Source organism: Streptomyces sp. enrichment culture (assembly GCF_964273145.1).
In the GTDB taxonomy this organism is placed as follows: Bacteria; Actinomycetota; Actinomycetes; order Streptomycetales; family Streptomycetaceae; genus Streptomyces.
Genome location: NZ_OZ186873.1, coordinates 3,783,770 through 3,808,408 on the forward strand (window position 1 = coordinate 3,783,770; position 24,639 = coordinate 3,808,408).

28 protein-coding genes, 2 tRNA genes and 1 pseudogene are annotated in these 24,639 nt (G+C 70.2%); 14 read left to right on the forward strand and 17 right to left on the reverse strand.

What is annotated here, in order from left to right; translation table 11 throughout:
* Window positions 1-59: 59 nt before the first annotated feature.
* From ACSU6Z_RS17135 to ACSU6Z_RS17150, 4 genes are all read right to left on the reverse strand, one after another.
* Window positions 60-245, reverse strand: coding sequence for a helix-turn-helix transcriptional regulator (locus tag ACSU6Z_RS17135; protein ID WP_437046668.1), 186 nt, complete (start codon window positions 243-245; stop codon window positions 60-62).
* A gap of 473 nt (window positions 246-718) precedes the next feature.
* Window positions 719-2,197, reverse strand: coding sequence for an ATP-binding protein (locus ACSU6Z_RS17140; protein WP_437050357.1), 1,479 nt, complete (start codon window positions 2,195-2,197; stop codon window positions 719-721).
* A gap of 2 nt (window positions 2,198-2,199) precedes the next feature.
* Window positions 2,200-3,042, reverse strand: a complete 843-nt coding sequence (locus ACSU6Z_RS17145; protein WP_437046670.1) for a bifunctional DNA primase/polymerase — start codon at window positions 3,040-3,042, stop codon at window positions 2,200-2,202.
* Window positions 3,039-3,902 (reverse strand): DUF7221 family queuine tRNA-ribosyltransferase-like protein, encoded by an 864-nt coding sequence (locus ACSU6Z_RS17150; protein WP_437046672.1) that lies wholly within the window; start codon window positions 3,900-3,902, stop codon window positions 3,039-3,041. The genes ACSU6Z_RS17145 and ACSU6Z_RS17150 overlap by 4 nt, the downstream gene beginning before the upstream one ends.
* A gap of 142 nt (window positions 3,903-4,044) precedes the next feature.
* Here ACSU6Z_RS17150 and ACSU6Z_RS17155 point away from each other — a divergent pair, with 142 nt between their 5' ends.
* The 3 genes and pseudogenes from ACSU6Z_RS17155 to ACSU6Z_RS17165 all read left to right on the forward strand — a co-directional run bounded on the left by ACSU6Z_RS17155 (window position 4,045) and on the right by ACSU6Z_RS17165 (window position 5,955).
* Complete coding sequence (locus ACSU6Z_RS17155; RefSeq protein WP_437046674.1) at window positions 4,045-4,383, forward strand: hypothetical protein; 339 nt, start codon at window positions 4,045-4,047, stop codon at window positions 4,381-4,383.
* Window positions 4,377-5,181: pseudogene (locus ACSU6Z_RS17160) on the forward strand (transposase family protein). The gene ACSU6Z_RS17155 and the pseudogene ACSU6Z_RS17160 overlap by 7 nt, the downstream one beginning before the upstream one ends.
* A gap of 57 nt (window positions 5,182-5,238) precedes the next feature.
* Window positions 5,239-5,955 carry a hypothetical protein gene (locus ACSU6Z_RS17165; protein ID WP_437046675.1) on the forward strand — a complete coding sequence of 239 codons (717 nt, stop codon included), beginning with the start codon at window positions 5,239-5,241 and terminating at the stop codon, window positions 5,953-5,955.
* A 23-nt stretch (window positions 5,956-5,978) separates the two neighbouring features.
* Here ACSU6Z_RS17165 and ACSU6Z_RS17170 read toward each other — a convergent pair whose 3' ends face one another.
* The 8 genes from ACSU6Z_RS17170 to ACSU6Z_RS17205 form a co-directional block, all read right to left on the reverse strand.
* Window positions 5,979-6,287, reverse strand: a complete 309-nt coding sequence (locus ACSU6Z_RS17170) for a hypothetical protein (RefSeq protein ID WP_437046677.1) — start codon at window positions 6,285-6,287, stop codon at window positions 5,979-5,981.
* 160 nt (window positions 6,288-6,447) lie between these two features.
* Window positions 6,448-8,490, reverse strand: coding sequence for a plasmid transfer protein TraB (traB, locus tag ACSU6Z_RS17175; protein WP_437046679.1), 2,043 nt, complete (start codon window positions 8,488-8,490; stop codon window positions 6,448-6,450).
* A gap of 14 nt (window positions 8,491-8,504) precedes the next feature.
* Entirely contained in the window at window positions 8,505-9,047 is a 543-nt protein-coding gene (gene traA / locus ACSU6Z_RS17180) for a plasmid transfer protein TraA (RefSeq protein ID WP_437046681.1), read from the reverse strand.
* A 19-nt stretch (window positions 9,048-9,066) separates the two neighbouring features.
* Window positions 9,067-9,567 (reverse strand): hypothetical protein, encoded by a 501-nt coding sequence (locus ACSU6Z_RS17185; protein WP_437046683.1) that lies wholly within the window; start codon window positions 9,565-9,567, stop codon window positions 9,067-9,069.
* 28 nt (window positions 9,568-9,595) lie between these two features.
* Window positions 9,596-9,925 carry an RRQRL motif-containing zinc-binding protein gene (locus ACSU6Z_RS17190; RefSeq protein WP_437046685.1) on the reverse strand — a complete coding sequence of 110 codons (330 nt, stop codon included), beginning with the start codon at window positions 9,923-9,925 and terminating at the stop codon, window positions 9,596-9,598.
* The gene (locus ACSU6Z_RS17195) at window positions 9,925-10,923 is read right to left on the reverse strand and encodes a DUF2637 domain-containing protein (protein ID WP_437046687.1); all 999 of its coding nucleotides are present in this window, start codon (window positions 10,921-10,923) and stop codon (window positions 9,925-9,927) included. The genes ACSU6Z_RS17190 and ACSU6Z_RS17195 overlap by 1 nt, the downstream gene beginning before the upstream one ends.
* Window positions 10,920-11,207: a DUF6303 family protein gene (locus tag ACSU6Z_RS17200; protein WP_437046689.1), complete on the reverse strand. Its 288-nt coding sequence runs from the start codon at window positions 11,205-11,207 to the stop codon at window positions 10,920-10,922. Before ACSU6Z_RS17200 ends, ACSU6Z_RS17195 begins: the two co-directional genes overlap by 4 nt.
* Window positions 11,207-11,470, reverse strand: a complete 264-nt coding sequence (locus ACSU6Z_RS17205; protein WP_437046691.1) for a DUF6284 family protein — start codon at window positions 11,468-11,470, stop codon at window positions 11,207-11,209. The genes ACSU6Z_RS17200 and ACSU6Z_RS17205 overlap by 1 nt, the downstream gene beginning before the upstream one ends.
* A gap of 443 nt (window positions 11,471-11,913) precedes the next feature.
* Here ACSU6Z_RS17205 and ACSU6Z_RS17210 point away from each other — a divergent pair, with 443 nt between their 5' ends.
* A complete protein-coding gene (locus ACSU6Z_RS17210) occupies window positions 11,914-12,708 on the forward strand; it encodes a GntR family transcriptional regulator (protein ID WP_437046693.1) in 795 nt (264 codons plus the stop codon).
* Window positions 12,705-13,370, forward strand: coding sequence for a YdcF family protein (locus ACSU6Z_RS17215; protein WP_437046694.1), 666 nt, complete (start codon window positions 12,705-12,707; stop codon window positions 13,368-13,370). Before ACSU6Z_RS17210 ends, ACSU6Z_RS17215 begins: the two co-directional genes overlap by 4 nt.
* Before the next feature lie 356 nt (window positions 13,371-13,726).
* Here ACSU6Z_RS17215 and ACSU6Z_RS17220 read toward each other — a convergent pair whose 3' ends face one another.
* From ACSU6Z_RS17220 to ACSU6Z_RS17230, 3 genes are all read right to left on the reverse strand, one after another.
* Window positions 13,727-15,232, reverse strand: coding sequence for a DNA sulfur modification protein DndB (locus tag ACSU6Z_RS17220; RefSeq protein WP_437046696.1), 1,506 nt, complete (start codon window positions 15,230-15,232; stop codon window positions 13,727-13,729).
* Entirely contained in the window at window positions 15,229-15,801 is a 573-nt protein-coding gene (locus tag ACSU6Z_RS17225; protein WP_437046698.1) for a hypothetical protein, read from the reverse strand. Before ACSU6Z_RS17225 ends, ACSU6Z_RS17220 begins: the two co-directional genes overlap by 4 nt.
* A gap of 681 nt (window positions 15,802-16,482) precedes the next feature.
* Entirely contained in the window at window positions 16,483-17,073 is a 591-nt protein-coding gene (locus ACSU6Z_RS17230; RefSeq protein WP_437050359.1) for a TetR family transcriptional regulator, read from the reverse strand.
* A gap of 76 nt (window positions 17,074-17,149) precedes the next feature.
* Between ACSU6Z_RS17230 and ACSU6Z_RS17235 the strand changes: the two genes are divergently transcribed.
* Both ACSU6Z_RS17235 and ACSU6Z_RS17240 read left to right on the forward strand, forming a co-directional pair.
* Window positions 17,150-17,842: an NAD(P)-dependent oxidoreductase gene (locus ACSU6Z_RS17235; protein ID WP_437046700.1), complete on the forward strand. Its 693-nt coding sequence runs from the start codon at window positions 17,150-17,152 to the stop codon at window positions 17,840-17,842.
* A 310-nt stretch (window positions 17,843-18,152) separates the two neighbouring features.
* The gene (locus ACSU6Z_RS17240) at window positions 18,153-18,374 is read left to right on the forward strand and encodes a hypothetical protein (protein WP_437046702.1); all 222 of its coding nucleotides are present in this window, start codon (window positions 18,153-18,155) and stop codon (window positions 18,372-18,374) included.
* Between the two features lie 65 nt (window positions 18,375-18,439).
* Here ACSU6Z_RS17240 and ACSU6Z_RS17245 read toward each other — a convergent pair whose 3' ends face one another.
* Entirely contained in the window at window positions 18,440-19,096 is a 657-nt protein-coding gene (locus tag ACSU6Z_RS17245; protein ID WP_437046704.1) for an SDR family oxidoreductase, read from the reverse strand.
* Window positions 19,097-19,310: 214 nt separating this feature from the next.
* The gene (locus ACSU6Z_RS17250) at window positions 19,311-20,567 is read right to left on the reverse strand and encodes an amidohydrolase family protein (RefSeq protein ID WP_437046706.1); all 1,257 of its coding nucleotides are present in this window, start codon (window positions 20,565-20,567) and stop codon (window positions 19,311-19,313) included.
* Between the two features lie 281 nt (window positions 20,568-20,848).
* Here ACSU6Z_RS17250 and ACSU6Z_RS17255 point away from each other — a divergent pair.
* The 7 genes from ACSU6Z_RS17255 to ACSU6Z_RS17285 all read left to right on the forward strand — a co-directional run bounded on the left by ACSU6Z_RS17255 (window position 20,849) and on the right by ACSU6Z_RS17285 (window position 24,588).
* Window positions 20,849-20,921 (forward strand) — tRNA-Thr (locus tag ACSU6Z_RS17255).
* Window positions 20,922-20,968: 47 nt separating this feature from the next.
* Window positions 20,969-21,041: transfer RNA gene (locus ACSU6Z_RS17260), tRNA-Met, on the forward strand.
* A gap of 88 nt (window positions 21,042-21,129) precedes the next feature.
* A complete protein-coding gene (gene rpmG, locus ACSU6Z_RS17265) occupies window positions 21,130-21,294 on the forward strand; it encodes a 50S ribosomal protein L33 (RefSeq protein ID WP_003948671.1) in 165 nt (54 codons plus the stop codon).
* A 147-nt stretch (window positions 21,295-21,441) separates the two neighbouring features.
* Window positions 21,442-21,894: an FAS1-like dehydratase domain-containing protein gene (locus ACSU6Z_RS17270; protein ID WP_437046707.1), complete on the forward strand. Its 453-nt coding sequence runs from the start codon at window positions 21,442-21,444 to the stop codon at window positions 21,892-21,894.
* A gap of 7 nt (window positions 21,895-21,901) precedes the next feature.
* Window positions 21,902-22,330: a MaoC family dehydratase gene (locus ACSU6Z_RS17275; protein WP_437046709.1), complete on the forward strand. Its 429-nt coding sequence runs from the start codon at window positions 21,902-21,904 to the stop codon at window positions 22,328-22,330.
* Window positions 22,331-22,435: 105 nt separating this feature from the next.
* A complete protein-coding gene (locus ACSU6Z_RS17280) occupies window positions 22,436-23,029 on the forward strand; it encodes a TetR/AcrR family transcriptional regulator (protein WP_437046711.1) in 594 nt (197 codons plus the stop codon).
* Between the two features lie 104 nt (window positions 23,030-23,133).
* Window positions 23,134-24,588, forward strand: coding sequence for an MFS transporter (locus tag ACSU6Z_RS17285; RefSeq protein ID WP_437046713.1), 1,455 nt, complete (start codon window positions 23,134-23,136; stop codon window positions 24,586-24,588).
* Window positions 24,589-24,639 lie beyond the last annotated feature (51 nt).

Sequence of the window (24,639 nt, forward strand, 5' to 3'; positions counted from 1 at the left end):
GAGGGCCTTCCTACGAAAGCGGCCCCGCCATGGCGGGGCCGCGTCGGTGCGGTCAGGGATCAGGCTGCGATTTCGTGCTTGGCCCACCAGGCATCCAGGTCGCTGCGGCGACAGCGGATCTGGCCGTTAGGAAGCTTGATGAGCTTGGGGGCCTTGCCGCGGGCGCGCAGCCGGTAGAAGGCGGCGCGACTCATTTCGATCTCTTCGAGAACTTCGGAGAGCTTGAGCTTCTCGTCGCGGGCCAAGGTGCGACTCCTTCTCAGGGTTCGGCGGGGAAGGGTGGCGAACTTTCCGGCGTGGGGGAGTCCGCGTCTGTCCGAGGTGCGGATTTCTGCGTCATCTGCGTCATCTGCGTCATTCGCGGCTCTGACCTGCGGTTTCGCGATGACGCAGCGCGGTGGGGGTGCGTCACCGGTGACGCTGGCTTCCGTCATCGGGTGACGCAGGTGACGCGGGGTGACGCAGGAATCGGCTGTCTGCGTCACCCGTCTTTCGGCAGGTCACCGGCCGTTTTCGGGGTGCGGGTGACGCAGGTGACGCAGGGTCTCTCTACTTCGGACAAAGGGGTGGTGTCTGTTGTGGTGCGCGGCTCAGAGCGTGAAGAAGGAGCCGCTTCGCGGCGCGTCCATTGCAGGGCGGCTCCGCCGCCGAACAGCAAGAGGAGCACGCGTGGCCGGGTGCTCCTCTTGCTTGCGCGTGCGGTCGTGGTGCATGGCGGTCAGAAGGCCGCTTCCTGCTCCGGCGAGGGCGGCGCGGCGGCCGGCCGCGCGATCTCGATATAGCGGGACGTCTTCGTGCGTCCCCAGTCGATGAGGACTCCTCGGGCCGCGAGGGTGGGCTGTAGACGCTTGAGGCGGTCTGAGAGCACCTTGCCGGTGGTCGGCCACCCTTTGGGCAGGGGACGGAAGTCCTCGCCCGTGTAGAGGTCCGTGAGGCAGTGCAGCCATTCGGCAGACGTCATCCGCTGCTCGGTGCCCGGCTCGATGCCGGCGGCGTGCTTGAGCACGGTCTGCGCCAGCAGGTCGCCCTCGATGACGTCGTCGTTGAGGTCGTCCAGGTTGGCCCGGTAGGCGGCGAGAGCTCCCAGACCGGTGGCCGCGTCGAGCTGCGCGCACAGGTGCGCGAAGTCGGCCATGCGCAGGTCGGTCGGGATGTCCGCCTCAGCCGCCCGCACCTGCACGGTGAGGTCCAGGAGCGAGCCGAGGATGACGGGCAGCACCTGGGCGAAGTCGGACCACAGTTCCGCCTCGGTGCGCCGGACCCGGGGACGTTCCAGCCGGAGCGGCAGCAGCCGTTCGGCGAGGTCGGGCCGGATGACGCCGACGTCGATTCCGGTCAGGAGCAGGGGGCGGCGGTAGCCGACGCGGAAGACGTCCCCGTCGGTGAATAGAGCGCGCTTGACGTTCTCTGCCCCCGTGACGATGCAGCACATCGCATCCGACAGTTCCGGGGACATGTGGGAGAGGTTGTCCAGGGCGGTGACCCAACCGGCGGCCACCGCCGTGATCAGGTTCTCCTCATCCTTCGGGGCGCGGCGCAGGTCGCCGCTCATGCCCTCGATGATCCGCACGAGCATCCGCCCACCGGTGGACTTGCCCGCGCCCTGCGGGCCGGTGAGGAACGGGGCAGGCACGGGCACGTCCGGACCCAGGCAGCCGATGAGCCACGCGATGGCCAGGCACTCGGTCTCCGCGGTGGCGAAGTTGCACAGCCGCATCAGCAGGTCGATGCCCTTGCCGTCGGTGTCCTTCACCGGCAAGGGCAGCTCCCCCGTGAGCTGGGTGCGACGCCAGCAGACTTCCTGCGGGTCCGGTGTGCGGATGTCCCATCCGGTGGGGTGGATGCGCACGGACTGCCCGTCGGCCCGCCCGAGGTCCAGCCAGGTGGCCCCGTCGAACCCGGGAGCAACGCGGATGTGGACGGGCTGTACGTCCTCGGTCAGCGCGAGAGCTTCGATCAGGTCGAGGGCTTCCTTCATCGCGGTGCCGTTGAAGACGCCGATGCCGTCCCTGAACAGTCCGACCATGAGTTCCTGCCGGTGGCTTCCCGTCGTGCCCTGAGAGCGGATAGGGCGGGCCACGGGGTGGCCGTTGCGCTGCGCGTACACGGTCCCGTCAGCGGTGCGGAAATACCGAAAGTGCCTCTGCGCGTAGTCGGTGATGATCTCGCGGGCGGGGGTCTTCTCGTCGTCGGACATGGTCACAGTCCCAACGTGGTGCGGGCGTTGGTCCACGCGTCCGTGCAGTGCCGGGCCGTCTCGCCCTTGGCCTGCGCGGCGGTGAACAGCCGTGCGACGTGGGTGTCGGTGAGGCATCCGCACCGGCCGTGCGTGGACAGCACCGCGAGGAACGTCCGGTACACGGTCGCGTGGACCGCGCTGGACGCTTCGGTGATGCGCTGCTCCGCCATGGCGATGCCACGTTCCAGATAGGAGGGCGTGCGGTGCCGGCACTCCCCGCCCCCGGCCCTCGTGGACACGGCGACGGCCGCCGGCCGGACCGGGGAGGGCTCCTTGACGGCCAGCGCGCGCACGGCGTCGGGCAGGTCGGCCATCACACCGGTACCGGGCCCGAGGTAGCGGGTGTAGGCCATGGTCGACTTGATGTCTACGCCGGGGCGGACTGCGTTGCGGGACATCATGGTGCCCCGGTAGATCCAGTGCTCACCGCGCGTCGTCGGCACGGTCCGCGTGGCGGGCAGGGAGGTGCGGGCCCAGGCGATGGCGTCCGCGTCGTCCAGGTCGACCACGGTCAGGCCGGCGCCGCCGGGGTGGTAGCCGACGCACACCGCCCGCCGCCACACTGCGGCCCACGGGGGCGAGACGAGGACGGCCGGGTCGGTGGTGGCGGCGGCCCAGGCGTGGCAGACGCCGGGGCAGCGGCACGGGCCCGGGGTTTTCATGTTCGGCCGGCCGCCGCACGCGTTGTCCGCGCACGCCGTGCAGTTGCCGAAAGGCACCTTGCCCCGGCGCAGGGGCAGCACCGGGACGCCGGACGCTGCGAGGCTCAGCGCAGTGTGCAGGGGGTAGGGCGTTTCGCTCATGCCGCGCTCCGATCGGTGAGCAGCATCTGGTGGTAGGTGGGGATGGCAGCCAGGACGCGGGTACGCCAGTTGAGGGCGTAGTCGATGCAGTTGGCGCAGTTCTTGTGCCGGTGGCCGGGCAACGGGGGCCGCTTGCGGGCGTGGTAGCTCCAGGCCGCGGAGTCCGCGGAGGCGAGCAGGTGCCCGACGCGTTCCAGACCGAGGATCTTGAAGCCGAAGCCGTGCAGTCGGTAGCCGCGGGCGGCCATCGCGGTGACGATCGCCGCCCCTTGCTTGGTCGACTGCAGGCGGCACACGGAGCCCAGCCCGACGGTCGGCTCTTGACGCAGGTCGACGCCGTAGCTTTCGTACAGGTCCGCGCACGCGTGGTACTCCTCCACGGTCCGGCCCTGAAGGGTCGGGATGATTCGCAAGGTCGGGGCGAGGGAGCGCAGGTCCAGGAAGTTGTGCACGGTGCGCCGCTGGTGCTCCGGCACGCTCAACTTGGTCCCGACGAACGTGAGGGGGCCCGCCGCGCCGCCGTGGATGATGAGGTCCTCACACATCCAGTCCTGACCGGCGGCCCAGTCGTAGGGGCCGACGTGCTCCCAGATGCGCCGCAGGTCGTCCACGTACTGGCGCGGGCTACGCGTCCAGCGGCCGTGACGCTGGAGCTCCGAGAAACCGCCGGAATCGACCGCGTACCGGCCGCGTGCCGGGTACAGCTTGGCCGCGGCGGCGAAGTGCTCGGACTTCAGGAACAGCGGCACGTCGGTGAGCTTGACCCAGTGCCGTTTGTGGGTGGTCAGGTAGAACCGCATCCCGTTCGCGACGGGGACTCCCGCCGGTAAGGCTCGCGGCAGGGCGGTGGGTTGGGTCATGCTGGGTGACCTCCACAGGTCTGTTTGGGACAGGTGGATAGGAGCGGCCCGGTTTCATTGGCGTGAGCGGGTCGCTCCTGCTCGCCCGCGGATTGGCGGGCAAGATCGAGGATTGTCAGTGGTGGCCGCTAGATTTCGCGGCATGTCGAGTCTTGACCTTGCTCAGGGATCTCTCACCACGCGCGCGGACCTCGCCGCGGCGTACGGTGGTTCGCCATACGGCGGCGGCATTGTGCCGGCCAACCAGACGAAGAACATCTTCGTTTTCTCTGACCCGGCGGCCGGCAAGGAGCACGACTACACCTTCGACGGCCGCGCCGACGACGACGCATACGGCGTCCTGTACCTGTACACCGGGGCCGGCCAGCCTCCCGCGGACCAGGAACTCACTGAACGTCTTTCATCCTGGCGCTTGAGGAGTAGAACGACCTGGCCAGGTGGGGTGGTGACGTGGCGAAGCCCCTCGTCGTTGGTGTGGTGATCTCACTCATCACGCCGACGCCGGGGGGCTTCGTTGGTTCCGTATTCTTCCATGCTTGACGTCCCGCACGAGCTGGTCGAGCACGTCTCGTGGCTCATCTACGCCCGAAGGCGTGAACTGCGTTCGCCCTGGCGACGGTTGAGCTGCTTCAAGCAGGCCCTTCTGACGCTGGCCCACCTGCGCAAGAACGAGACCTTCGCCCGGGTCGGAGCCGGGTTCGGCGTGTCCGAAGCGACCGCCTGGCGGTACGTGGACGAGACCCTCGAGGTTCTGGCCGCCTGGGCGCCCGGCCTGCATGAGGCCCTCGTCGGCCTGGGCGAGGGAGACTTCGTCATCGTCGACGGCACGTTGATCCCCATCGACCGCGTCGCCGCGGACCAGCCGTACTACTCCCAGAAACACCGCAAGCACGGCATGAACGTCCAGGTCATCGCACGGCCGGACGGCACCCCGCTCTGGTTCTCCCGCGCGACTCCAGGTCGCACCCACGACCTCACTGCGGCCCGCGCCCACGGCATCGTCCAAGCCTGCCTCACCCGGCAGATCCTCGTCCTCGCCGACCGCGCCTACCAGGGCGCCGGCGCCACCTTCCGCACCCCCTACTACCACCACAGCGAACAACCCGAGCACTACCAGCAGTTCAACCGCGACCACGCCCGACTCCGGGCCCCCGGAGAACGAGCCTTCGCCCACCTCAAGACCTGGCAGATCCTGCGCAGGGCCAGATGCTCCACACGCCGCATCGGAACGATCGTCCAAGCCGTCCACACCCTGCTGACCTGCGACTATTCAGGATGAAAGACGTTCACTGACCGCAATCGGTCGCTGCTGAACCACGTACAGGCCGAACGGGATGTGCACCTATTCGTCGCCGACGGCACCGTAGGCGACACCGCCACGGTGCGGCAGCGGTATATCGGACAGGTCGTTGTCGACCCCGTGCAGCCGTACGAGGAGCGGTGGACGCAGGTCGATGGCAAGCCCGGACGCCGCCTGTACGTCTTCCGCTTGCGGCCGGCGCCGGGGGTCACCCTGGCGTTGACCGATCAGGACGTGATGCAGACCGCGTCCACGACGGAGGCACTCCCGGTGCCGCCGGCCGTGGACGACACCGCCGGCACGTCAGCGACGGCGGTGCCCACCGAGCAGCACGGCACAGACTCCACCACGGCAAACATAACCGGCGGGGCGCGGACCCTCCTGCGGCGCGAAGGCAGGCTAGTCACGGCGTTCGAAAAGCACTTGGCCGCGCACGGGCACGTCGTGCACCGCTTCCAGATCCGCGTGACGGGCGAGCGCGGCGCCTTTCTCACAGACCCGTACGACGCGACGGATAACGTGCTGTACGAGGCCAAGGGCAAGGCTACCCGCGAGTATGTGCGGATGGCCATTGGCCAGTTGCTCGACTACCGGCGCCACATCGACGTGCCGGACGGGTTGCGCTTGGCGGTGTTGTTGCCGGAAGAGCCCACCGCGGACCTGCGGTCGCTGCTGGAGGCAGAGGGCATCGCACTGGTGACGCAGACCGCTGACGGCTTCGCGGGCTTCCCGCTTCCGCCGGCGACCGCCTGAACCTTCGAGGGCGGCCCGCTCCGTCAATGCTTGCCGCGGGCGAGTCGGAGGCCGATGCCGCTGACGCTGATGGGTCCGGCGGCAGCGCCGATGGCGACGGCGGTGTGGGCGGCGAAGTCGAGCAGCGCGAGGAACGCGGCGACGAGTCCGAAGACGCCGATGACGCCGGCGCCGGCGACGGTGATGGGGAACAGGTAGTGCCGCAGCGGGCGGCCGGTGGGGTCGGTGTGGTGGACGACGATGACGACGGGTGCGCCGGTGGTTTCGGCGCGGCGGTAGGCGTCGGCGGGGATGTGCGGGGCGATGATCCCCGGTGGGTCGTGGTGGGTCATGGTGGGCTCCCTCGGGTGTGCGGCGGGCCCGCGTCGGCGTGTGGCGTGGGCCCGTGCGGGTGGGTGTGATGGGCGGGTGTGACGGGCCGCTGTGATGGCGCGTCACACCCGCGTCTGCCTAGGGGTTTAGATGTGATGGGCCCGTCACGTGTGACGGGTGTCAGGCGGCCGTGAGGGCGGGGACGATGCGCCACCGGCCGGTGGTGTTCGTCGCTTGCAGACGGCCCTCCTGCGCTGCCTCCTTGAGCCGCTTGGACACCCAGGAGCGGCCCAGGTTGTGGCGGTCGCACCAGTCGGTGAAGTCCTTTGGGCCTACGATCATCTGCCCGTTCTGCTCGAACTCCTCCAGCGCGGTGGCGAACAACTCCCGTGCCTCCTCCGGGGACGGTTTACGGCCGGTCCCCTGTCCGAAGATTGGGGCGTCGTCGCCCTCCTCGGCCCCGGGCAGGTCCGCCTCGGGGTCGATGCCGGCGTCCTCGGGGTCGACCAGCAGCCCGCCGTGGTCCATGTCGTCCTCCTCGCGGACGGCCCGCAGCGCCGCCGGTCCGTCGGCAGCCGTGCGGCCGGTGTAGGCGGTGCCGGCGACGCCCACAGCGGCCCCGGCGGTGATTGGGTCCGCGGTGGCGCCGTTGCGCTGCGCCCAGGTGGCCAGCAGCTCCATCACCGGCATGGCGCGGTGGGTGAAGCGGCGGGTGCGTCCCGGGGACGGGTAGCGGTCCTCCGGGATGCCCGGGGAGACGACGTAGCAGTAGCCGGGGCGCCGGTTACCCCAGGCGCCGGGGTGGGCGCCCGCGGCCAGCACTTCATCCGGCAGGCAGAACCCCTCATCGCGTGGGTCGCAGCCGAGCGCGATCACGGATGGAAGGGACGCGCGGGTGGAGGTCGACATCTGGTCGTACGAGGGGCGCTGCAGCGAGACGATCAGCGAGATTCCCGCGGAGCGGGCTTCCTGGGCGATGCCGGTGAATGCGTCGTCGCCCAGCGCGCGGAGGGTGTTGGCGGCTTCCTCGAACCAGGTGACCAGGAACGGAATGCCGGGGCAGCCGCACGCCGTGCCGTCGGTGCGGCAGGTGTGGTCCGGGCTGTTCTGCGGCTCTGCAGCGGCGGGCACCCATTGGCGGTAGCCGTGGGCGCCGAGCCAGCGGGTGCGGGCGGGGATGACCTCCTGGACGGCGGCGACCATGACTTCCGTCTGCGTGCCGCCCTCCGCAGCCCAGTCCAGGCCAGGCCGCAGCGGGGCGAAGTCCTGGAAGGCCTTGGGGTCGGAGAACCAGACGATCACGTCCCGGCGGGACAGGATCTCGGTGAGCAGGTTCAGGGCGGTGTCGCCCTTGCCGGAGCCGGTGCCGCCGGCGATGAGAGCATGGGTGGAGTTGCGGCCCGCGTCCGGGTCGCCGGGCAGCCACATGACCAGCGGCGCGCCATCGTCGTAGCGGCCGATGACCAAAGGTTCGGCGATCGAACCCCCGAGGTTGGAGGGGCCGTCGTACTCCACCGTCTCGGCCAGCATGTCCTCGGGGACGATGACCAGGTCCCCGCGCCGGTTGGAGTCGGGGTCGGGGGTGTAGCGGACGGCGGAGGTCGGCAGGTCCAGGGCAGAGGCGATGTTGCCCAGTGCCTTGGCCATGTCGTCGTTGGTCTGCTCTCCTGCGGCGAGCGCGACCGGTGCGGTGACCCGGTTCGGCTCCACCTTCGCCGCCCCGATCTGCGCCCGCGCCAGACCGACCTTCTCCAGCAGGCCCTTGTCCGAGCTTTCGCCGGGGGCGTCGTTGTGGCGCAGGACCATCCGCACGTTCCACGACAGGGCCAGCGCCGGCCCGCCCATCAGATACAGGTCATCGAGTGGTCCGGCGGTGGGGCCGGCCAGGCACGCGGCGGTCACCCACGCCGACCCGGCGGCCACCGTGATGGCTGAGTGCAGGCGCCGCTGAGAGCTGGTCGACTTGCCCGCCCACCAGGTGACGCCGGTCAGCGCCACCGACGCGAGGGTGAGCCCGACGCCGGCCGCGGAACTGTCGGACCAGCGCCAGTTCCCCAGCGCCCCCGCGAGTCCGCCGCCGCCGACGGCGAGCCACGGGGGAAGGTGCGGCTTGGCCCGGTTCAGCAGGTAGCCACGGACGGAACCGCTCGAACCGGTGTTCATGTCGGTGGGGAGGGCGAGCGGGTACGCCCGGCCGTCCTGATCGGTCCACTTGCGTGCCATGGTCGACCTCCCTTCTACTGCTGGGCCCAGTTCATGACCGGCTGCTGCGGCTTGCGGGCACGGTGGCGCACCCGGTTGATCTCCTCCTCGTACTCCTGCTGGAACACCGCGTAGCAGGCGGAGGCGTTCTTCGCGGCGTCCCGTAGCGCGTCCGCGGACCGCTGCATCTTGCGCGCCACCTTCGCCGCCCGCACCCGGGAGCCGAACGCCCGCCCGTCGGGGTCGGGTACCGCGGCGAGGACGCCCTTGAGGATTTCGGCGCCCATGGCCACCTCGATGGACAGGGTCACGGCGGCGGCCCGCAGGGTGTTGCAGTAGTTGCGCACCTGCGCCGGTGAGGTGAATTCCGGGGCCGGCAGCAGGGACTCGGCGTGCGAGCGGCCACCGCCCGAGCGGGCGGCGCCGTTCCGGTTGTTGTTCACGGTGACGTTGACCGGGGGCACGAACGAGCCGCCCAGGGCGCCGACGAAACCGCCCGCGGCGGCGCCGGCGTTGGCGAACTTGTTGCCCTTGTTGGCGGCGCCGTTCGTGCCGCTGTTACGCGTCGGGGTTGCCATCAGACCGAATCTCCTCGGGTCAGTGGGTGCGGCGGACGATGAGCCAGGCGGACTGTGCGGTGATCAGGGTGAGCAGCCACCACAGCTCCAGCGCTCCGGCGAGCGGCCCGAACCCGGCCGCGACAGCGAGCCAGGTGAGCGACGACGAGGTGAGCGCGGCCAGGCCGATGCGCCAGGTGAGGACGGAGCCGGTGGCGGGGTGGCGGCGCTGCATGATCAGCAGCCAGACCAGCGGGCCGGCGGCGGTCGGGGCGAGCAGCAGGCCGGACCACCACGCGATGACGTGCAGCAGGCCGGCCACGATCAGCGTCAGGACGGCGAGGCCAGTCGGGGCGAGCGCGCGGCGCGAGCGCCACAGCCACCTACCGACCACGGTGAGCGCTTCGCGGGTCAGGGAGGGACGCTCGGGCACGACGACGATGAACGGTTCGGCCCCGCGGCGGCCCCTCTGGCGGGGGATACGGACGGTGTGGACCCCGGCGGTCTTCTTGGCGCCGCGGGCACAGATACGACTGGACACAGCAGAGCTCCCAGGAAGTCGAAGAGGGTCAGGCGGCGCGCTGTTCGTCGGGGAAGGCACACGGGGTGCACATGCCGAGGGAGGGCGGGATGACGTATCCGGCATTCCGCTGGCAGGTGCGGCGGGCGGCGTTGGCCTTGGCCAGCGCCGCCCACTTCGCCGGGCTCATCGGCCGGACCGGCTTGGCCTGCTCGATCGAGCAGAGGTAGGCCACCAGGGGGCCCCGCCGTCGGCGGGCACGCTCGATCTGCGCGGCCACGTCCTGCCCGCCGGGCCGCAGGCCCAGGGCGCGCAGTTGCCGGCGGGTGGCCAGGCCGTCAGGGGCGAGCCGCCACCGGTAGACCGGTATCGCGGCCATTACCGGCTCGCGACGGCCAGCTCAGCACCACCGCTCGCGGCCGGCTCGCGGTGTTCGGCGTAGCGGGCGGACACCCACCCCACCGACCAGCCGCAGAGCTCCGCGGCAGCCCGCACCGGCAACCCGGCCTCGAACGCGGCCCGCACGGTCGCGTGCGCCCGGTCCTCGGGGAACTTCTCGGCGGCCGGGCCGGCGGCCAGCAGCGCGGCGCGTTCACGCTCGGCCCGCGCCTCACGCTCGGCCCGTTCACGGCGCTCACGCTCCACGCGCTCCCGCCGCTCACGCTCGCGCCGCTCGGCTTCCTCACGCTCGCGCCGCTCGGCTTCCTCACGCTCGCGCTCACGGCGTTCACGCTCCGCCTGCTCGGCCCGCTCCCGAGCGGCCTCTCGCTCGACCTCCTCGCGGCGGGCGCGTTCCTCCCGCTCGGCTTGCTCACGGGCCAGGCGGGCTTCGTGCTCACGCTGTTCACGTGCCAGCATCGCGGCGTGCTCGCGCTCCTCGCGCGCCAACCGCTCGGCCCGCTCGCGCTCCTCCCGGGCGGCCTGGCGCCGGGCCTCCCGCTCCGCCTGCTGCCGCTCCTCCAGTGCGGTGACGGCGGCGGTGATGGCCCGCCGGTAGGCAAGCCCGGTCTCCGCCGTGACGATCAGCAGCAGCGGCGCGACCGCGTGCACGGCCACACCCACCAGGTCACCTTTCAGGGCGGAGTCGGCGACGTTCAGGGCCAAGGTCATGCCGCCGGTCATCCAGCGCAGCACCACCGGCCAGCGGCCCCCGTGCCCGCCCAACCGGGCCAGCACCGCATCCAGGCGGACCACGATGACCACGGCCGCGTCGACCACGAGGGGGAGGATCGGCGCCGTCCAGTCCCACTCATTCGGCGTGTGCTCGGCCGCGAGCGGGGTCACGGTCAGGATCGAGTACAGCATCGCGCCCGCCACGATCAGCCACGTGCCGACCGAGAGCGCCCGCTCCGCTGAACGGATCTGAACACCGTTCACGCGGCCACCCCCGTCCGTGAACGCACCCGGATCGCAGCGATCAGCACCACCGGCGACGCCGGGTCGTCGGGGTCGCGGCGGTCCTCCGTCCACTGCCATGCGGCGCCCGGCATCGGCTCGAAGCCGAGGACGCTGAGCGCGTTCACGCGCTCGGTGAGAGTTGGCACCGGCAGCGCCCGGTCAAAGCCGTACTCGGGCCACCGCTCGACGGTGTTCAGCAGCACCACGTACAGGCGCCACCGGCCGCGGTACATGGACATCTGCGCGGTGAACTCCCGGGCCATCACGCCACCACCGGCGCGCCCGCGCCGCCCTGGTTGAGCAGCGCGACCCGCGCGGTCAGCGCCCGGCGGCGGGCCCGGCGGATGCGCCGGTTGTCCAGCTCGGTCGGCGTGCGGTCCAAGGTGACGATGTGTGCGTCCAGCAGGTCGACGTCCGCCAGGATGACGGGCATCTCCCGCTCGATCGCGTCCAGCTCCGCGCCCGTCGGCTCCATGAAGTCGGCGAACGCGGTAACAGCGTCCTGAACAGTGACGATGTGCTCCATTGGGTCGTGTTCCTCTCACAGGTGGAACGGCCCGAACCGCACCCCCGGAGTCGCCCCTCCGGGGGTGCGCGCCGTTGTTTGGAGAGCCGCGTGTCATACGCGGCGCGGCCACTGAGCAGCGGCCGAAGTGCCCCGGACCGGACTCGAACCGATCGGGTTGCCATACGGGGCACGCCGGTCTTCTCCACCTTGTTTCCGACCCCTTCGGGCAGGCGGACCACGGGTTACCGGCAGTTCCCTGTGTGAAGTTCTCAAGGGGCTTGCGCTTCCTTTGAGCCCGTTTCACGGAGCTCTCTGGGCGGCATAGGAGCAGCCCAATAGGGATGCCCCGGGCTCGCTGTCCTAGGACTGCGGGCCGCTCGATAAGACCATGGCGCACAGTCCCAGGACTGTCAACAGTCCTGGGACTGTGTTTCACTGGTCGATGTCGAGAGGAGTGCTGCATGGCGCCCAAGTGGCGGGAGCTTGCGGACCGACTGGCCGAACAGATCAGGAACGGCGAGTACGCGCCCGGTGCCCAGTTGCCGCAGATCAGGGACCTGGTGGAAGCGGGTGAAGGCTCGAAGTCCACGGTCCATGCGGCCTACAAGGCGTTGGAGGCCGAAGGGCTGGTCACGTCGTCGCGCGGACACGGCACAGTCGTCCGTGAGCGGACCCCGCTCAAGCGGCTCGGCATCGCGCGGTACGACAAGGCCAAGTGGCGGGACGGCGATGAGGTGGCGTTCATCGCGGACCGCGTGGCGTCCGGACGCACGTACAAGCGGAACGAGCAGACCCAGACCGTCAGCCGTGTCCCGGCGCCGGCCGTGGTCGCCCAGGCGCACGGTCTTCCGGAGGGCACAGAGGTCTACGCACGTGCGCGCGTGGTCAAGGAAGGCTCACAGCCGACGCACACGTTGACCAGCTACTACCGTCCCGAGCACGTGGAAGGGACGCGCATCGTCGACCCGACGCCGGGACCTGCCGGCAGGGGCGGTGGCTTCCGTGTCTTGTACGACGCCGGGTACGAGATCGACCACATGCAGGAGACGCTGTTCGCGCGCATCCCCACGGCGGACGAAGTCCAGCTCCTCCAGCTCGCGCCCGGCGAATGGGTGGTGGAACTGCACCGGACGACATACACGGCCGATGGCACCGTGGTGGAGTTCGCCATCGGCGTTCACGCGGCGACGCGCTTCGCGTGGACGTACGACTTCAAGGTCCCCGACTCAGCGAAAGCGGAGGGCGAGAGCAAGTGATCTCAGCACAGGCATGGGCCGACGCTCAACGGCTCTGGGACTTCCAGCAGATGGGCCATGAGCTGCGCCCATGCTCTGTCGCGATCGGACTCGGCAGTCATGACCTGGGAGTCGCGGACACAACCGCCGATCTCTACCACCGGGGCATGATGCCGCTGATCGTCTTCACCGGGGCGACCAGCCGCACCACACGCGACCGCATGCCGCGTGGTGAGGCCGAGCACTACCGCGAGCGGGCGATGCAACTGAGGGTGCCGGCTGACGCCATCCTCGTTGAACCGCGGGCCCGGAACACAGGAGAGAACATCCGCTTCTCTCGCGCACTGCTCGAAAAGCACGGGGTCGCCGTGTCGTCCGTCCTCCTGATCAGCAAGCCGTACGAGGAACGACGGGCCTACGCGACCGCACGCAAACTGTGGCCCGAAGTCGAGTGGGTCAGCGCCTCCACCCCCATCCCCCTGGCTGACTACGTCGACTCAATCGGAGACGCACGCCTGGTCATCGACATGTTGGTCGGCGCGCAGCAGCGACTTATGATCTACCCACAACAGGGATTCATGATCGAGCAGCGCGTACCTGAGGACGTGGCCGCAGCATATGAGCGCCTGCGCGACGCCGGGTTCACAAGCCGACTCGTGGCAGACACCGCAGAGCGGAAGTAACGGCACCACGGGCCCTGTGAAGCCCGCTGTGGCCAATCTCCGGCCAACCTAGGGCATCGCGCACGCGCGGGGCGATTGCGCAGGTTACGCGGTATGGATGCGCAGGAAACCAACTGGTCGCAAAACTTCGTACTTTCAGCGCGATAAAACCTGCCGTGCTCCAGTGAACGGGAAACCATGGGGAAACTTGGGCACTCACGGGAGACAGCATGAGGAACGGCCCCAACCAGATTGCCTGGTAAAGGGGCCGTTCTCACTAACCTCACCACGGAGGTGGTGGGGCGAACCCACGGTGACATCGCTGCCACGACAATCTTCAGGGTCGCCACCGCGATAGGCCTACTAGGCGTGGGTGCCTAGTTGATGGGCTCGGATTCATCGCGAGTGAGTTCGGTCCAGGTGTCGGAAAGAATCTTGTTTTCGACCTGGGCGATGTGCGCCGGAGTATTCGAGGCTGCCGCGGCGACGACGGTTTCCCCAGTGCTCTTCAGTTTCACCGTCTTCTTGGTGCCGTTTTTGTCCTGCAGGAAACCGGTGATCCGAATCCACTGCCGCCGATCACGCCGCCAGTCAATAGCAGCCAGACGCCGCTTGAACTCGTCAAAGGAAACCGTTGGAGCGGGCGCCGACTGTTCCGCGATGATCCCGGTAAACCTCTTCACCAACTGCTCAGTCGTGTCGTCCCCGGTTGCAGTTTCCTTCTGCATTGCTTCCATGATCGGCCCGAGTTTATCGCGCCGCACCTGGTTGTAAGCCAATGCCAGTGCCTTGAGGGCGAATGCCCATCCATGGACGTAGAGGCGCCGGTAGGTGTCGGCCTGCTTGGTGTCATTCCAGGCGTTGCCGAATTGATCCTCCAGCGTTTGAAGGAACTCGCGGCAGTACGGCAATACCGCCTCGATATGATGGTGCTTAATGTGTTCGCGCTTGCGGTTGCCGTGAGAGATAACGTTGAGCAGCATCTGCTCGAGCGTTGATGCGTCGACGATATTCTGCACAGCGGTTAGCGTGGCTCCCGTGCTGCGGCCATCGGCGACGCGGCCCTCGAAGATGGTGCCCTTGACCGCCTGGTTTCGCAGCTTAGCCAGGGCGGAAGACGTATCGAAGGTCGCCACCAAGTTGGTGTTCTTCTTCGTGCCACGGCCATTACGATCTGCAAAACTCTGGGCCGCCGCATCGACGTCAACCTTGAGTTCGACCTCAAGAGTCACGAAGAAGGTGTCAAGCGCGCCGCCCTGGAGAACGAGACGATTCTGCGCTGCTTCGAACAGGGCGGCGGTCTGAGTCTGTCCATCGGCCTGCATGATGGGCCGCTTGGGCAGGTAGAGTTCGCCGTACATGGCCGCCGGGTTCGCTTCATCAAACGCGACGAATATGGGCTGGGGGTCCTCCTCAAACGCCTCAACCGACTGCCACCCGGTGACGGTAGGAAGGTATGCAATCCGCTCACCGCGGACGGCTTCCAGGATGTAGCGACAGAAGTCGCTACGATTGTTGGCCTTCGCGCCCTTGAAGTCGCTCTGCGTCTTGACGTGAGCGGCCCTCATGCCCATGGCCTCGTAGTCGACAGTGCGGGGCGGATCGGAAGGGTTGTACCGCACGAGGTCCGTAAACTGCCGCAGGCTAGGATGGAGCGTGACGCAGATGCGGTATCCCCCCGCCGCACCTTTCAGACACAGCGTGCCGCGGATGGCGTGCCGCTTCTCCCCCTCGTGCTGGAAACGGTAACGATGCTGATCGAAGTTATCTCGTGCCTCAGCGTCAGAGCTCACACGCAGGATGCGTAGCCCCCCGTATCTTTCGTCCTCGGAGATTTCCTCGGTATCGATCAGTTTCTGTTGGGTGATGAATGGCGCGCTCACGGAGTCTCCTGCTGGTTGGGTGTGGCGACCGTCGGGGTGATCAGTCCTGACTGGCGGGGAATCAGGGGGATCGGTGCGGTTTTTGAAAAGGTCGGGATGTCGCCTGCGTGAGCAAGAGCGGGCGGCAAGGTGACTAGCTCGATCGAAAGGTTCAACCTCTCAACGGTGTAGGCGACTTCAGGCTGAAAATCGAACGCTGCGATGACGCCGCGGATCAAACAATCATTGCCGGCGGCTTCCTCGGCCCGGCGCGCCATGGCCAAGTACACCAGGATCTGCCCAAGCGCCTCGTAACTCGCACTGATCTTGAACTCCCACAGGCGAGTGACATTGCTTCGATCGATCGTGCGCATATCCGCGCGTACGGCCGTGCCGTCGAAACTGTTCTCCCGGGCGATGAGCCGCTCACCTGGACGGTGCCGGGTGAGCTCCGCAGCGTAGCTGTCCCGCACTCTGCACTCACGTTCATACAGCACTACCCGACCCCCCGGCCCTTTGATCCAACTCTCGCCAACCTCAACCGCCGTCTCGCAGAGGTTATTTGATATCTCGTCAGACTGCAACTGCATCTCGGAGATGAATCGAGGTGAGCGTGGCCTACCGACCGACGCCCGCCGCCGAAGCAGTCCTGGCGCCATCGGCACGGCGTGTTATGGCCCGTGGGCCCCTTGTGGGGTAGTGAAGCGCTGAGAGGCGAAAGATGCAGGTGAAGGCGTATTTGTCGCGAGGACTGTAAATCTGCCGGCTCAGCCTTCCTAGGTTCGAATCCTAGCGCCGCCACACTGGGGAAGACCCCCTCCGAACTGCGGAAACGCAGAGCGGAGGGGGTCTCTTCGTATGCGAACACGTCGATTCGAGTGATGGTCGAAAAGCGAGGCTTGTCCCACCTGGTCCCAGGTGCGGCCCGGCCCTGATCAGCGTGTGTCCCCCAGGCGTCCCCCGGGGGACGCGCCATCTCCGTGCAATTCCCGCAGGCCGGCCCCGATCTGACGGTTCGCTCGGTCCTGGGCCTGCGCCGGAACCCTCGCGTGGACCCGCAGGAGCACGGCCACCGAGTGCCCGGCCCCGCGTGCCACCTCCCCGGGGTCGACACCGGAAGAAGAACCAGAGGCAGATCCCGACGCACCAGGGGTCGCACGCCGGGGGAGCGGTGACGCCACCTCGGAGGCGGCGGGCGGTACGCCCCGCGGCGGAGAGCCCTCGTGCAGCTCGACAGGGCGTTCAGCACGGTCTTGGGGCCGGCAGGGCGTTCAGTACGGCCTTGGGGCCAGCGCCGCGCGCAACGCTGGGACGAGGATCTGGCGGATTTCGGCCGGTGTGAGGGCGGCGGGGGTGGGGAGGGGGTTGAGGTAGCGGGTGTAGATGAGGCCGCCGAGGATCGTCACCACGGCCGTGGCGCGGGCGGTCGCATCCCGACCGCCGAGAAATTCAGCAAGCCGGGCTGTCAGCTCGTGTTCCAGGTATTCGCGGATCACCTCGGCGGCCTCGTCGCCCTGGTGGGTGAGCCGAAGGAAGTCGGCGTCCTCCCACAGGCCCGTCACCGCGTCGATCAGGCGGTGGGGGAGGGTGACCGGGTCGCCGACGAGGACGTCGTCCATCGCCAGCGCATGGGCGCACTGGAACTGCATGACGTCCGCGAACAGGCCCTTCTTCGAGCCGAAGTGGTACGCGATGAGCGCCGGGTCGACTCCGGCGGCCCTGGCCACCGCACGCAGGGTGGTGCGCCGGTAGCCGCGCTCCAGGAACAGCGTGCGGGCCGCCGAGACGAGCGACTCGCGGGTCGGCGGATTGCCGCGGGGGCGGCCTCGGGTGCGGACGGGGGCAGGGGCGGCGTTATTCATCGACATTGAACCTGTACCTCGTGATCGGCAGGGTCGAAGGCGTTCCGCACACCACTCGAAGGGGTGTCCCGACATCATGCGTATCGCAGTCTTCGGCGCCAACGGACCGACTGGCCGTCACCTCACCGATCAGGCTCTCGCGGCCGGCCACGAGGTGGTCGCCGTGACCCGCCGCCCCGGTTCCCTTCCCGCGCGACCGGGCCTCACCGTGGCCGTCGCCGACGCCACCGACCCGGCGGCCGTCGACGCCGCAATCGGCGGGACGGACGCCGTGCTCTCTGCGCTGGGCGCACGCTTCAGCAAAGAGACCATCACCACGTACTCGGCGAGCGCCACCGTCATCACCGGGGCCATGGCCCGCTACGGCATCAAGCGACTGCTCGCCGTCAGCTCCAGCATCGCTGACCCGAACTGGCGGCCCACCGGCGCGCACTTCTTCAACCATGTGCTCGACCCGTTGGTGAACCGACGTCTCGGCCGCACCCTCCACGAGGACATGCGACGCATGGAGGCCGTGATCCGCCGGACGGAGCTCGACTGGACTCTCGTCAGACCCTCGGGTCTCTTCGAGCACTTCGCCGTCACGGACTACCACACCGCCGAGACCAGCGCTGACGGCGTCTTCACCGCCCGTGTGGACCTCGCCGCGAGCATGCTGCGCGAGCTGGAGGAGGAGCGGTACATCCGCACGGCCATGGGCGTCATCACCACAGCCGTGAGGCCGAACATCGCCAAGCTGATCTGGAACGAGGGCGTGAAGAGGAGGTGAGCCGGGTGATCGTCGGGCCTCCAGCCGGCACACGGGCGTTCCTCGCCGGCTCCCCACGGCCGCCTTCACCGCTCTCCGCCCTGACGGCACCCCGCATGCCACCCCGTTCACTTCACCCACGGCGCGGCCACCGGCCTTGCCCGGGTGACCACCGGAGGCAGGACCCGCAGGACCCGGAACGCGCGGCATGCGGCCCGTGCGGCACGGCCCACGCTTCGGCGCCGCGACTGCCCGGGTGAGGTCAGGCGCCGGTGCGGGACCGCGGCCCGGACCCCGCGTCAGGTCCTTCCGGCTGCGGCACACTGGCCCCATGTCCTCCACGTCCTCCCGCCGCAGGGCCTGTCCCGAGTGCCGCCGAGAGATCGCCGTCGTCGCCGGGCGGTACGCGCGTCACGATCCGCCCGGCGCGCGGGAGAGCGGTGAGCTGACGTCCTGTCCGGGATCGCGCCGGCCGGCACAACTCGGAGCCGTGCAGCCGTCACTGGACGGGTACGTCCTCCCCGACTTCCCCGGCCAGATGCCCCTGTTCTGACCCCGGCCCCGCCCAGGGGGAGGCGGACCCGGCGGGACGGCACGGCGCGACCGGGCCCGCCGCCCTCAGTTCCCCGCCACCGACTTCACCGCCACCGACACCGGCGCCGACCCGCCGACCAGTTCCAGCGTCAGGCCCGCCGTCGCCGGGGTGTCCACCAACTCGGCCAGGACGGCGGCCACGTCGTCGCGCGGAACCGGACCGCGGCCGGTGTGCGCCTCCAGGCGGACCAGGCCGGTACCGGCGTCGTCCGTCAGCTGACCGGGGCGCAGGATCGTCCAGTCCAGGGCCTCCAGGCCCCGCACGTACGCGTCCGCCTCGCCCTTGGCGCGCAGGTACACGTCGAAGACCTCGTCGCCCTCGTGAGCCGGGTCCGCGCCCATGGACGACACGACCAGGAAGCGCCGTACGCCCGCCCGGACCGCCGCGTCGGCGAAGAGGATCGCCGCGGCCTTGTCCACCGTCTCCTTGCGGGCCGCCCCGCTGCCCGGGCCCGCGCCCGCGGCGAAGACCGCCGCGTCGGCGCCCCGCAGCCGTTCCGCGACCTCCTCGACCGAGGCCGACTCCAGGTCCAGCACGACCGGTTCGGCACCGGCCTGGCGTAGATCACCGGCCTGCTCCGGCTTGCGGATGAGGCCCGCGACCTCGTACCCGCGCGCGGCGAGCAGCCGCTCCAGCCGCAGCGCGATCCGACCATGACCACCAGCGATGACAATGCGCATGTCTTCGACCGTACGCCCCGACGGCCGCCTCCGCCGCACGGCCTCCGACGGCCCGGAGCCCGGCGGACCGCGCCGGCCCGGCCGGCCGGGCCCGCGCGGCCTCCGACGGCCCCGCACCCGGCCGGACCGGGCACTCGAGCCCCGCCCGCCCCAGGCGACACCGGCGGCCCGCCCCGGCGCGAACGCGCGCCCCGCCGTGTCCCGCCGTGTCCCGTCACGACAGCTCCCCCCGCCCCTGCCGGGGCAGCCCCGGCGCGGTCGTCGAGTCGCCGTACTCCCGTACCGCGCTCGTGCGCGCCACCACCCGCCCCCGGTGCACCACGACCCGGCTGTACGCCAGGGACAGCGCCCCCGCCAACCGCTCCCCGCGCACCGCCAGCAGCTCGGCCGGGAAGCCCGCCTCCACCCGCACCTCGGGCAGGCCGAGCACCGTCCGCGCCGAGGCGCTCACGGCGTCGTACGCGTCCTCGGGGCGCAGTCCGTGACGCGAGGCCAGCAGGTAGGCCGCCTCCAAGGGGTCGCCGCGCCCCACCGGGTTGCTCACGTCCCGCAGGGCACCGCTGCCCGCGGCGACCCGGACGCCGGCCGCCCGCAGCAGCCGCACCGGAGCCGTGCCGTCGCGGCGGTCGACGCCGCCGCAGCCGCCCTGGGGCAGGCACACCACCGCCACACCGGCCGCCGCCAGCTGGTCGGCGGTCCGCGAGGCCACCTCGGCGGGCAGCCGGCCCAGGCCCCCGCACGGGCCGAGGGTCACCCCGGGGCGCAGTCCGCCCGCCATCGCCGCGAGCCGGGCCAGCCGTGCCGGATCGGCGGCGTCCGTGTGCAGGTCGACGGGGCAGCCGTACTCGGAGGCGATCCCCAGGACCGTCTCCATGTAACCGGTCGGATCCGGGTCCAGGTCCGGACAGCCGCCCACCGCGCAGGCGCCCGCCCTCACCGCGTCCCGCAGCATCGCCAGCCCGTTGGCCCCGGCCGCACCGGTCAGCACCCGCGGCATCGCCACCGTCGTCAGCCCCGCCAGCCCGCGCAGCGCGCGCCGCGCCCGGAGCACGGCGGCCAGGGCGCCGAGCCCCTGGACGTCGTCCACGCGCACGTGGGCCCGCAGCGCGGTCGCGCCGTGCCCGAGCTGGAGCAGGGCCGCCTGCGTGACGCGGCGCTGGACGTCCTCGGCGTCGTACGGGACCGGGCCGCCGGCGTCGGCGGTCAGCGCGGTGTCGCCGTGGACGTGGGGGTCGGCGGGGGCGGGCAGGAGCAGGTACCCGGTGAGGTCCACGCGCGTGCCGGAGCCGGGCGCGGTGCCCACCGTCAGGCTCCCCGCGGTGCCGACCGCCTCGATGCGCTCGCCGCACAGCCGTACGTCCACGGCCCGGCCGTCGGTGAGCCGGGCCCCGGACAGCAGGAGCGAGCCGTGCGCGGCGGGTCCCGAGGAGGACGACGAGTGGGGCGGCTGCTGCGGCTGGCTGTCGGGCATCGCGCTCCTCGGGCTCGGGTTGCGCAGGGAGGTGCAAGATCACGGAGAGTGAGTCGAGCCTAGGGCGGCGACCACGCCGGGAGCCGCAGGAGCGGAATAGTCGTACCGGTGTGGTCCGCCGTACGGACGGGAGCCGCCGGGACCGGGACGAGGGGCGCCGGAGCGGGCGGGCCCGCCCGGCGGTCCGGCCGCCGCGTACGGACCCGGGAACGGGCCGCGGGCCGGAGCCGGGGAACGGATTTGGGAGTAAGGCGGCTGACCGTGTAATGTCTTCATCGCTCGCCCCAATAGCTCAGTCGGCAGAGCGTCTCCATGGTAAGGAGAAGGTCAACGGTTCGATTCCGTTTTGGGGCTCTGGTGCGGAAGGTTCCCGTCGCGAGGCGGGGGCCGGATCGCATCAAAGCGGTGTAGCTCAGTCGGTAGAGCAAGCGGCTCATAATCGCTGTGTCACCGGTTCAAGTCCGGTCACCGCTACTCTTAGTAGCCGATTGCGGGGTCGGTCCTTCGATCGGCTACTCTTCTTGCGTTAAATCAGTCCACCCGTTCGTCAAGGAGCACTCACGTGGCTGCCACCGACGTCCGCCCGAAGATCACGCTGGCCTGCGTGGAGTGCAAGGAGCGGAACTACATCACCAAGAAGAACCGGCGTAACAACCCGGATCGTCTTGAGATGAAGAAGCACTGCCCGCGTTGCAACGCGCACACCGCGCACCGCGAAACGCGATAAAACAGGCTCGTACACGAGGCCGTCCCCGCACTCCGGGGGCGGCCTCGCGTCGTTTCGGTCGTCGCCCGGCCCCCTTCCGCCTTCCCGGCCGGCCGGACGCCGGCCGGATCCGGTCAACCACACCAGACAGCAGGAGGTGCCGAGTCCATGGCGCTCGACCAGTCCTTCGTGGGGCGGACCTATCCGCCCACCGAGCCCTACGAGGTGGGCCGGGAGAAGATCCGTGAGTTCGCCGAGGCGGTCGGGGACGCCAACCCGGCGTACACGGACACGGAGGCCGCTAAGGCGCTCGGTCACCCCGATGTGATCGCCCCGCCGACCTTCGTGTTCGCCATCACGTTCAAGGCGGCCGGGCAGGTGGTCCAGGACCCGCAGCTCGGTCTGGACTACACCCGGGTGGTCCACGGCGACCAGAGGTTCGCCTACCGCCGCCCGGTGCGCGCCGGTGACCGGCTGACGGTCACCTCGACCATCGAGGCGGTCAAGTCCATGGCCGGCAACGACATCCTGGACATCCGCGGCGAGGTCCACGACGAGGTGGGCGAGCACGTCGTGACCGCCTGGACGAAGCTGGTCGCCCGCGCGGCAGAGGAGGCGTGAACACCCCATGACGGCGAAGATTTCGTACGCCGACGTCGAGGTCGGCACCGAACTGCCCGCCCGGACCTTCCCGGTGACCCGCGCCACCCTCGTGCGGTACGCGGGCGCCTCCGGCGACTTCAACCCGATCCACTGGAACGAGAGGTTCGCCAAGGAGGTCGGCCTGCCGGACGTCATCGCCCACGGCATGTTCACCATGGCCGAGGCGATCCGCGTGGTCACCGACTGGGCCGGCGACCCCGGCGCCGTCGTCGAGTACGGCGTCCGCTTCACCAAGCCCGTCGTCGTCCCCGACGACGACCGGGGCGCCGTCATCGAGGTCGGCGGCAAGGTCGCGGCCAAGCTCGACGACAACACCGTCCGCGTCGACCTGACGGCGACCAGCGCCGGGCAGAAGGTGCTCGGGATGGCCCGGGCGGTCGTGCGGCTGGCCTGAGGCCGGCGGGAGGGCGGGAGGCGCTCGCGGAAGCGGGCGCCTCCCGCGCCTTGCCGGGACGGCGCGTCCTTGACGCAGTTAGTGATTGAGTACTAACTTTCTTGCATGGTCAGGATGAGCGCACAGGAGCGGCGCGAGAGCGTCGTCCGCGCGGCGATCGACGAGTTCGCGCGGTGCGGGTACCACGGCACGTCCACCGAGGCGATCGCCAAGCGCGTGGGCGTCTCCCAGCCGTACCTCTTCCGGCTCTTCCCCGGCAAGAAGGCGATCTTCCTGGCGGCGGCGGAACGCTGCCTGCGGGACACCCGCCGGCATTTCGAGGAGGCGGCCGAAGGGCTGCACGGCGAAGAGGCCCGGCACGCCATGGCGGAGGCGTACACGCAGCTGATCAAGGAGCAGCCCGAGAAGCTCCAGATGCAGTTGCAGATCTACGTCGCGGTCGCGGCCGCCGAGGCGGCGGGCGACCACGAATTCGGCGACATGGTGCGGCGGGGCTGGATGGACCTCTGGGACACCGTGCACCTGCCGCTCGGCGCCGACGTCGGGGAGACGACGGTCTTCATGGCGTTCGGCATGCTCATCAACGCCCTGGCCGCCATGGGCTTCCCCCCGGATCACCGGGTCTGGGAAGGCCTCCACACCGGTGCGCGACCGGAGCCCGGCGCCCCGGGCGGCTCCGATGCCGGGGCGGGCGCCTGAGGCGGACGGGCCGGTGCCCCCTGGGGAAGGGCGGGCGCCGATGTGCCACCGAAAGTTAGTCATCAATTACTAACCAATATTCGTGAGCATCCTCTGGGGGAGCGATGTCACAGCAGAGCACACAGCGCGGGGGAGCCGTCTGGGCCCTCGTCATCACCAGCGTCGCCGGTTTCATGGCGGCCCTCGACAACCTCGTCGTCACCACCGCCCTGCCCGCCATCCGCGAGGACCTCGGCGGGGCGCTGCACGACCTGGAATGGACCGTGAGCGCCTACACGCTCACCTTCGCGGTCCTGCTGATGACCGGCGCGGCCCTCGGCGACCGCTTCGGCCGCCGCCGGCTCTTCCTCGCCGGCGTCACCGTGTTCACCGCCGCCTCCGCGGCCGCGGCCATGGCACCCGGCATCGACTCCCTCATCGCCGCCCGCGCGGTGCAGGGGGCCGGCGCGGCCGTCATGATGCCGCTGACCCTGACCCTGCTGACGGCCGCCGTGCCCGCCGACCGGCGCGGAACGGCGTACGGGATCTGGGGAGCCGTCAACGGGCTCGCGGTGGCGTCCGGACCGCTGGTCGGCGGCAGCCTCACCGAGTACGTCTCCTGGCAGTGGATTTTCTGGCTGAACGTCCCGCTGGGACTGGCGCTGCTGCCGCTCGCCCGGTTCCGCCTCGCGGAGTCGCACGGCACCGGCGCCCCGCTCGACGTCCCCGGCACCCTGCTGGCCAGCGGCGGCCTCCTCGGGATCGTGTACGGCCTGATCCGCGGGCCCGTCGACGGCTGGGCCGGGACGCCGGTGCTGACGAGCCTGTTCGCCGGGGCCGCGCTCCTGGCCGCCTTCGTCCTCCACGGCACCCGTGCCCGCGCGCCCATGCTCCCGATGCGGCTGTTCCGCTCCCGCGCGTTCTCGGGCATCAACGCGGCAAGTCTGCTGATGTTCCTGGGGATGTTCGGCTCGATCTTCCTGCTCAGCCAGTACATGCAGGGAGTGCTCGGCTATTCGCCCACCGAGGCGGGCCTGAGGATGCTGCCCTGGACCGGCATGCCGATGCTGGTCGCGCCGATCGCCGGCCTCCTCGCCGACCGCGTCGGCGGACGCCCGGTCGTCGCGGCCGGCCTCTTCCTCCAGGCGGCCGGTCTCGGCTGGCTCGCCTCCGTGATCACGGCCGGCGCCTCCTACGCCGTCCAGCTGCCCGGCCTGATCGCCGGCGGGGTCGGCATGGCCCTGTTCTTCGCCCCGGCCTCCGCCCTGGTGATGGCCGGGGTCACGCCGGAGGAACAGGGCATCGCCTCCGGCGCCAACAACGCGCTGCGCGAGGTGGGCGGCGCGCTCGGCGTCGCCGTCATGGCGTCGATCTTCTCGGCGCGGGGCGGCTACGAGACCCCGCAGACCTTCGTCGACGGCCTGCGGCCCGCGGTGGCGGTGGGATCCGGCGCGGTCGCGCTGGCCGGGCTCGCGGCCCTGCTGATCCCGGCCCGCGGGCGCGGCACGCCACCGGCCGCGGCCACCGCGGAACGGGCGCCCGCCCCGGTGCCGCTCCCCGCCGAACCGGCCGCCCGCTGAACCGCGCCGCGGGCCCACCACGACGCGAACGCGCGACGCGAACCCGCGGCA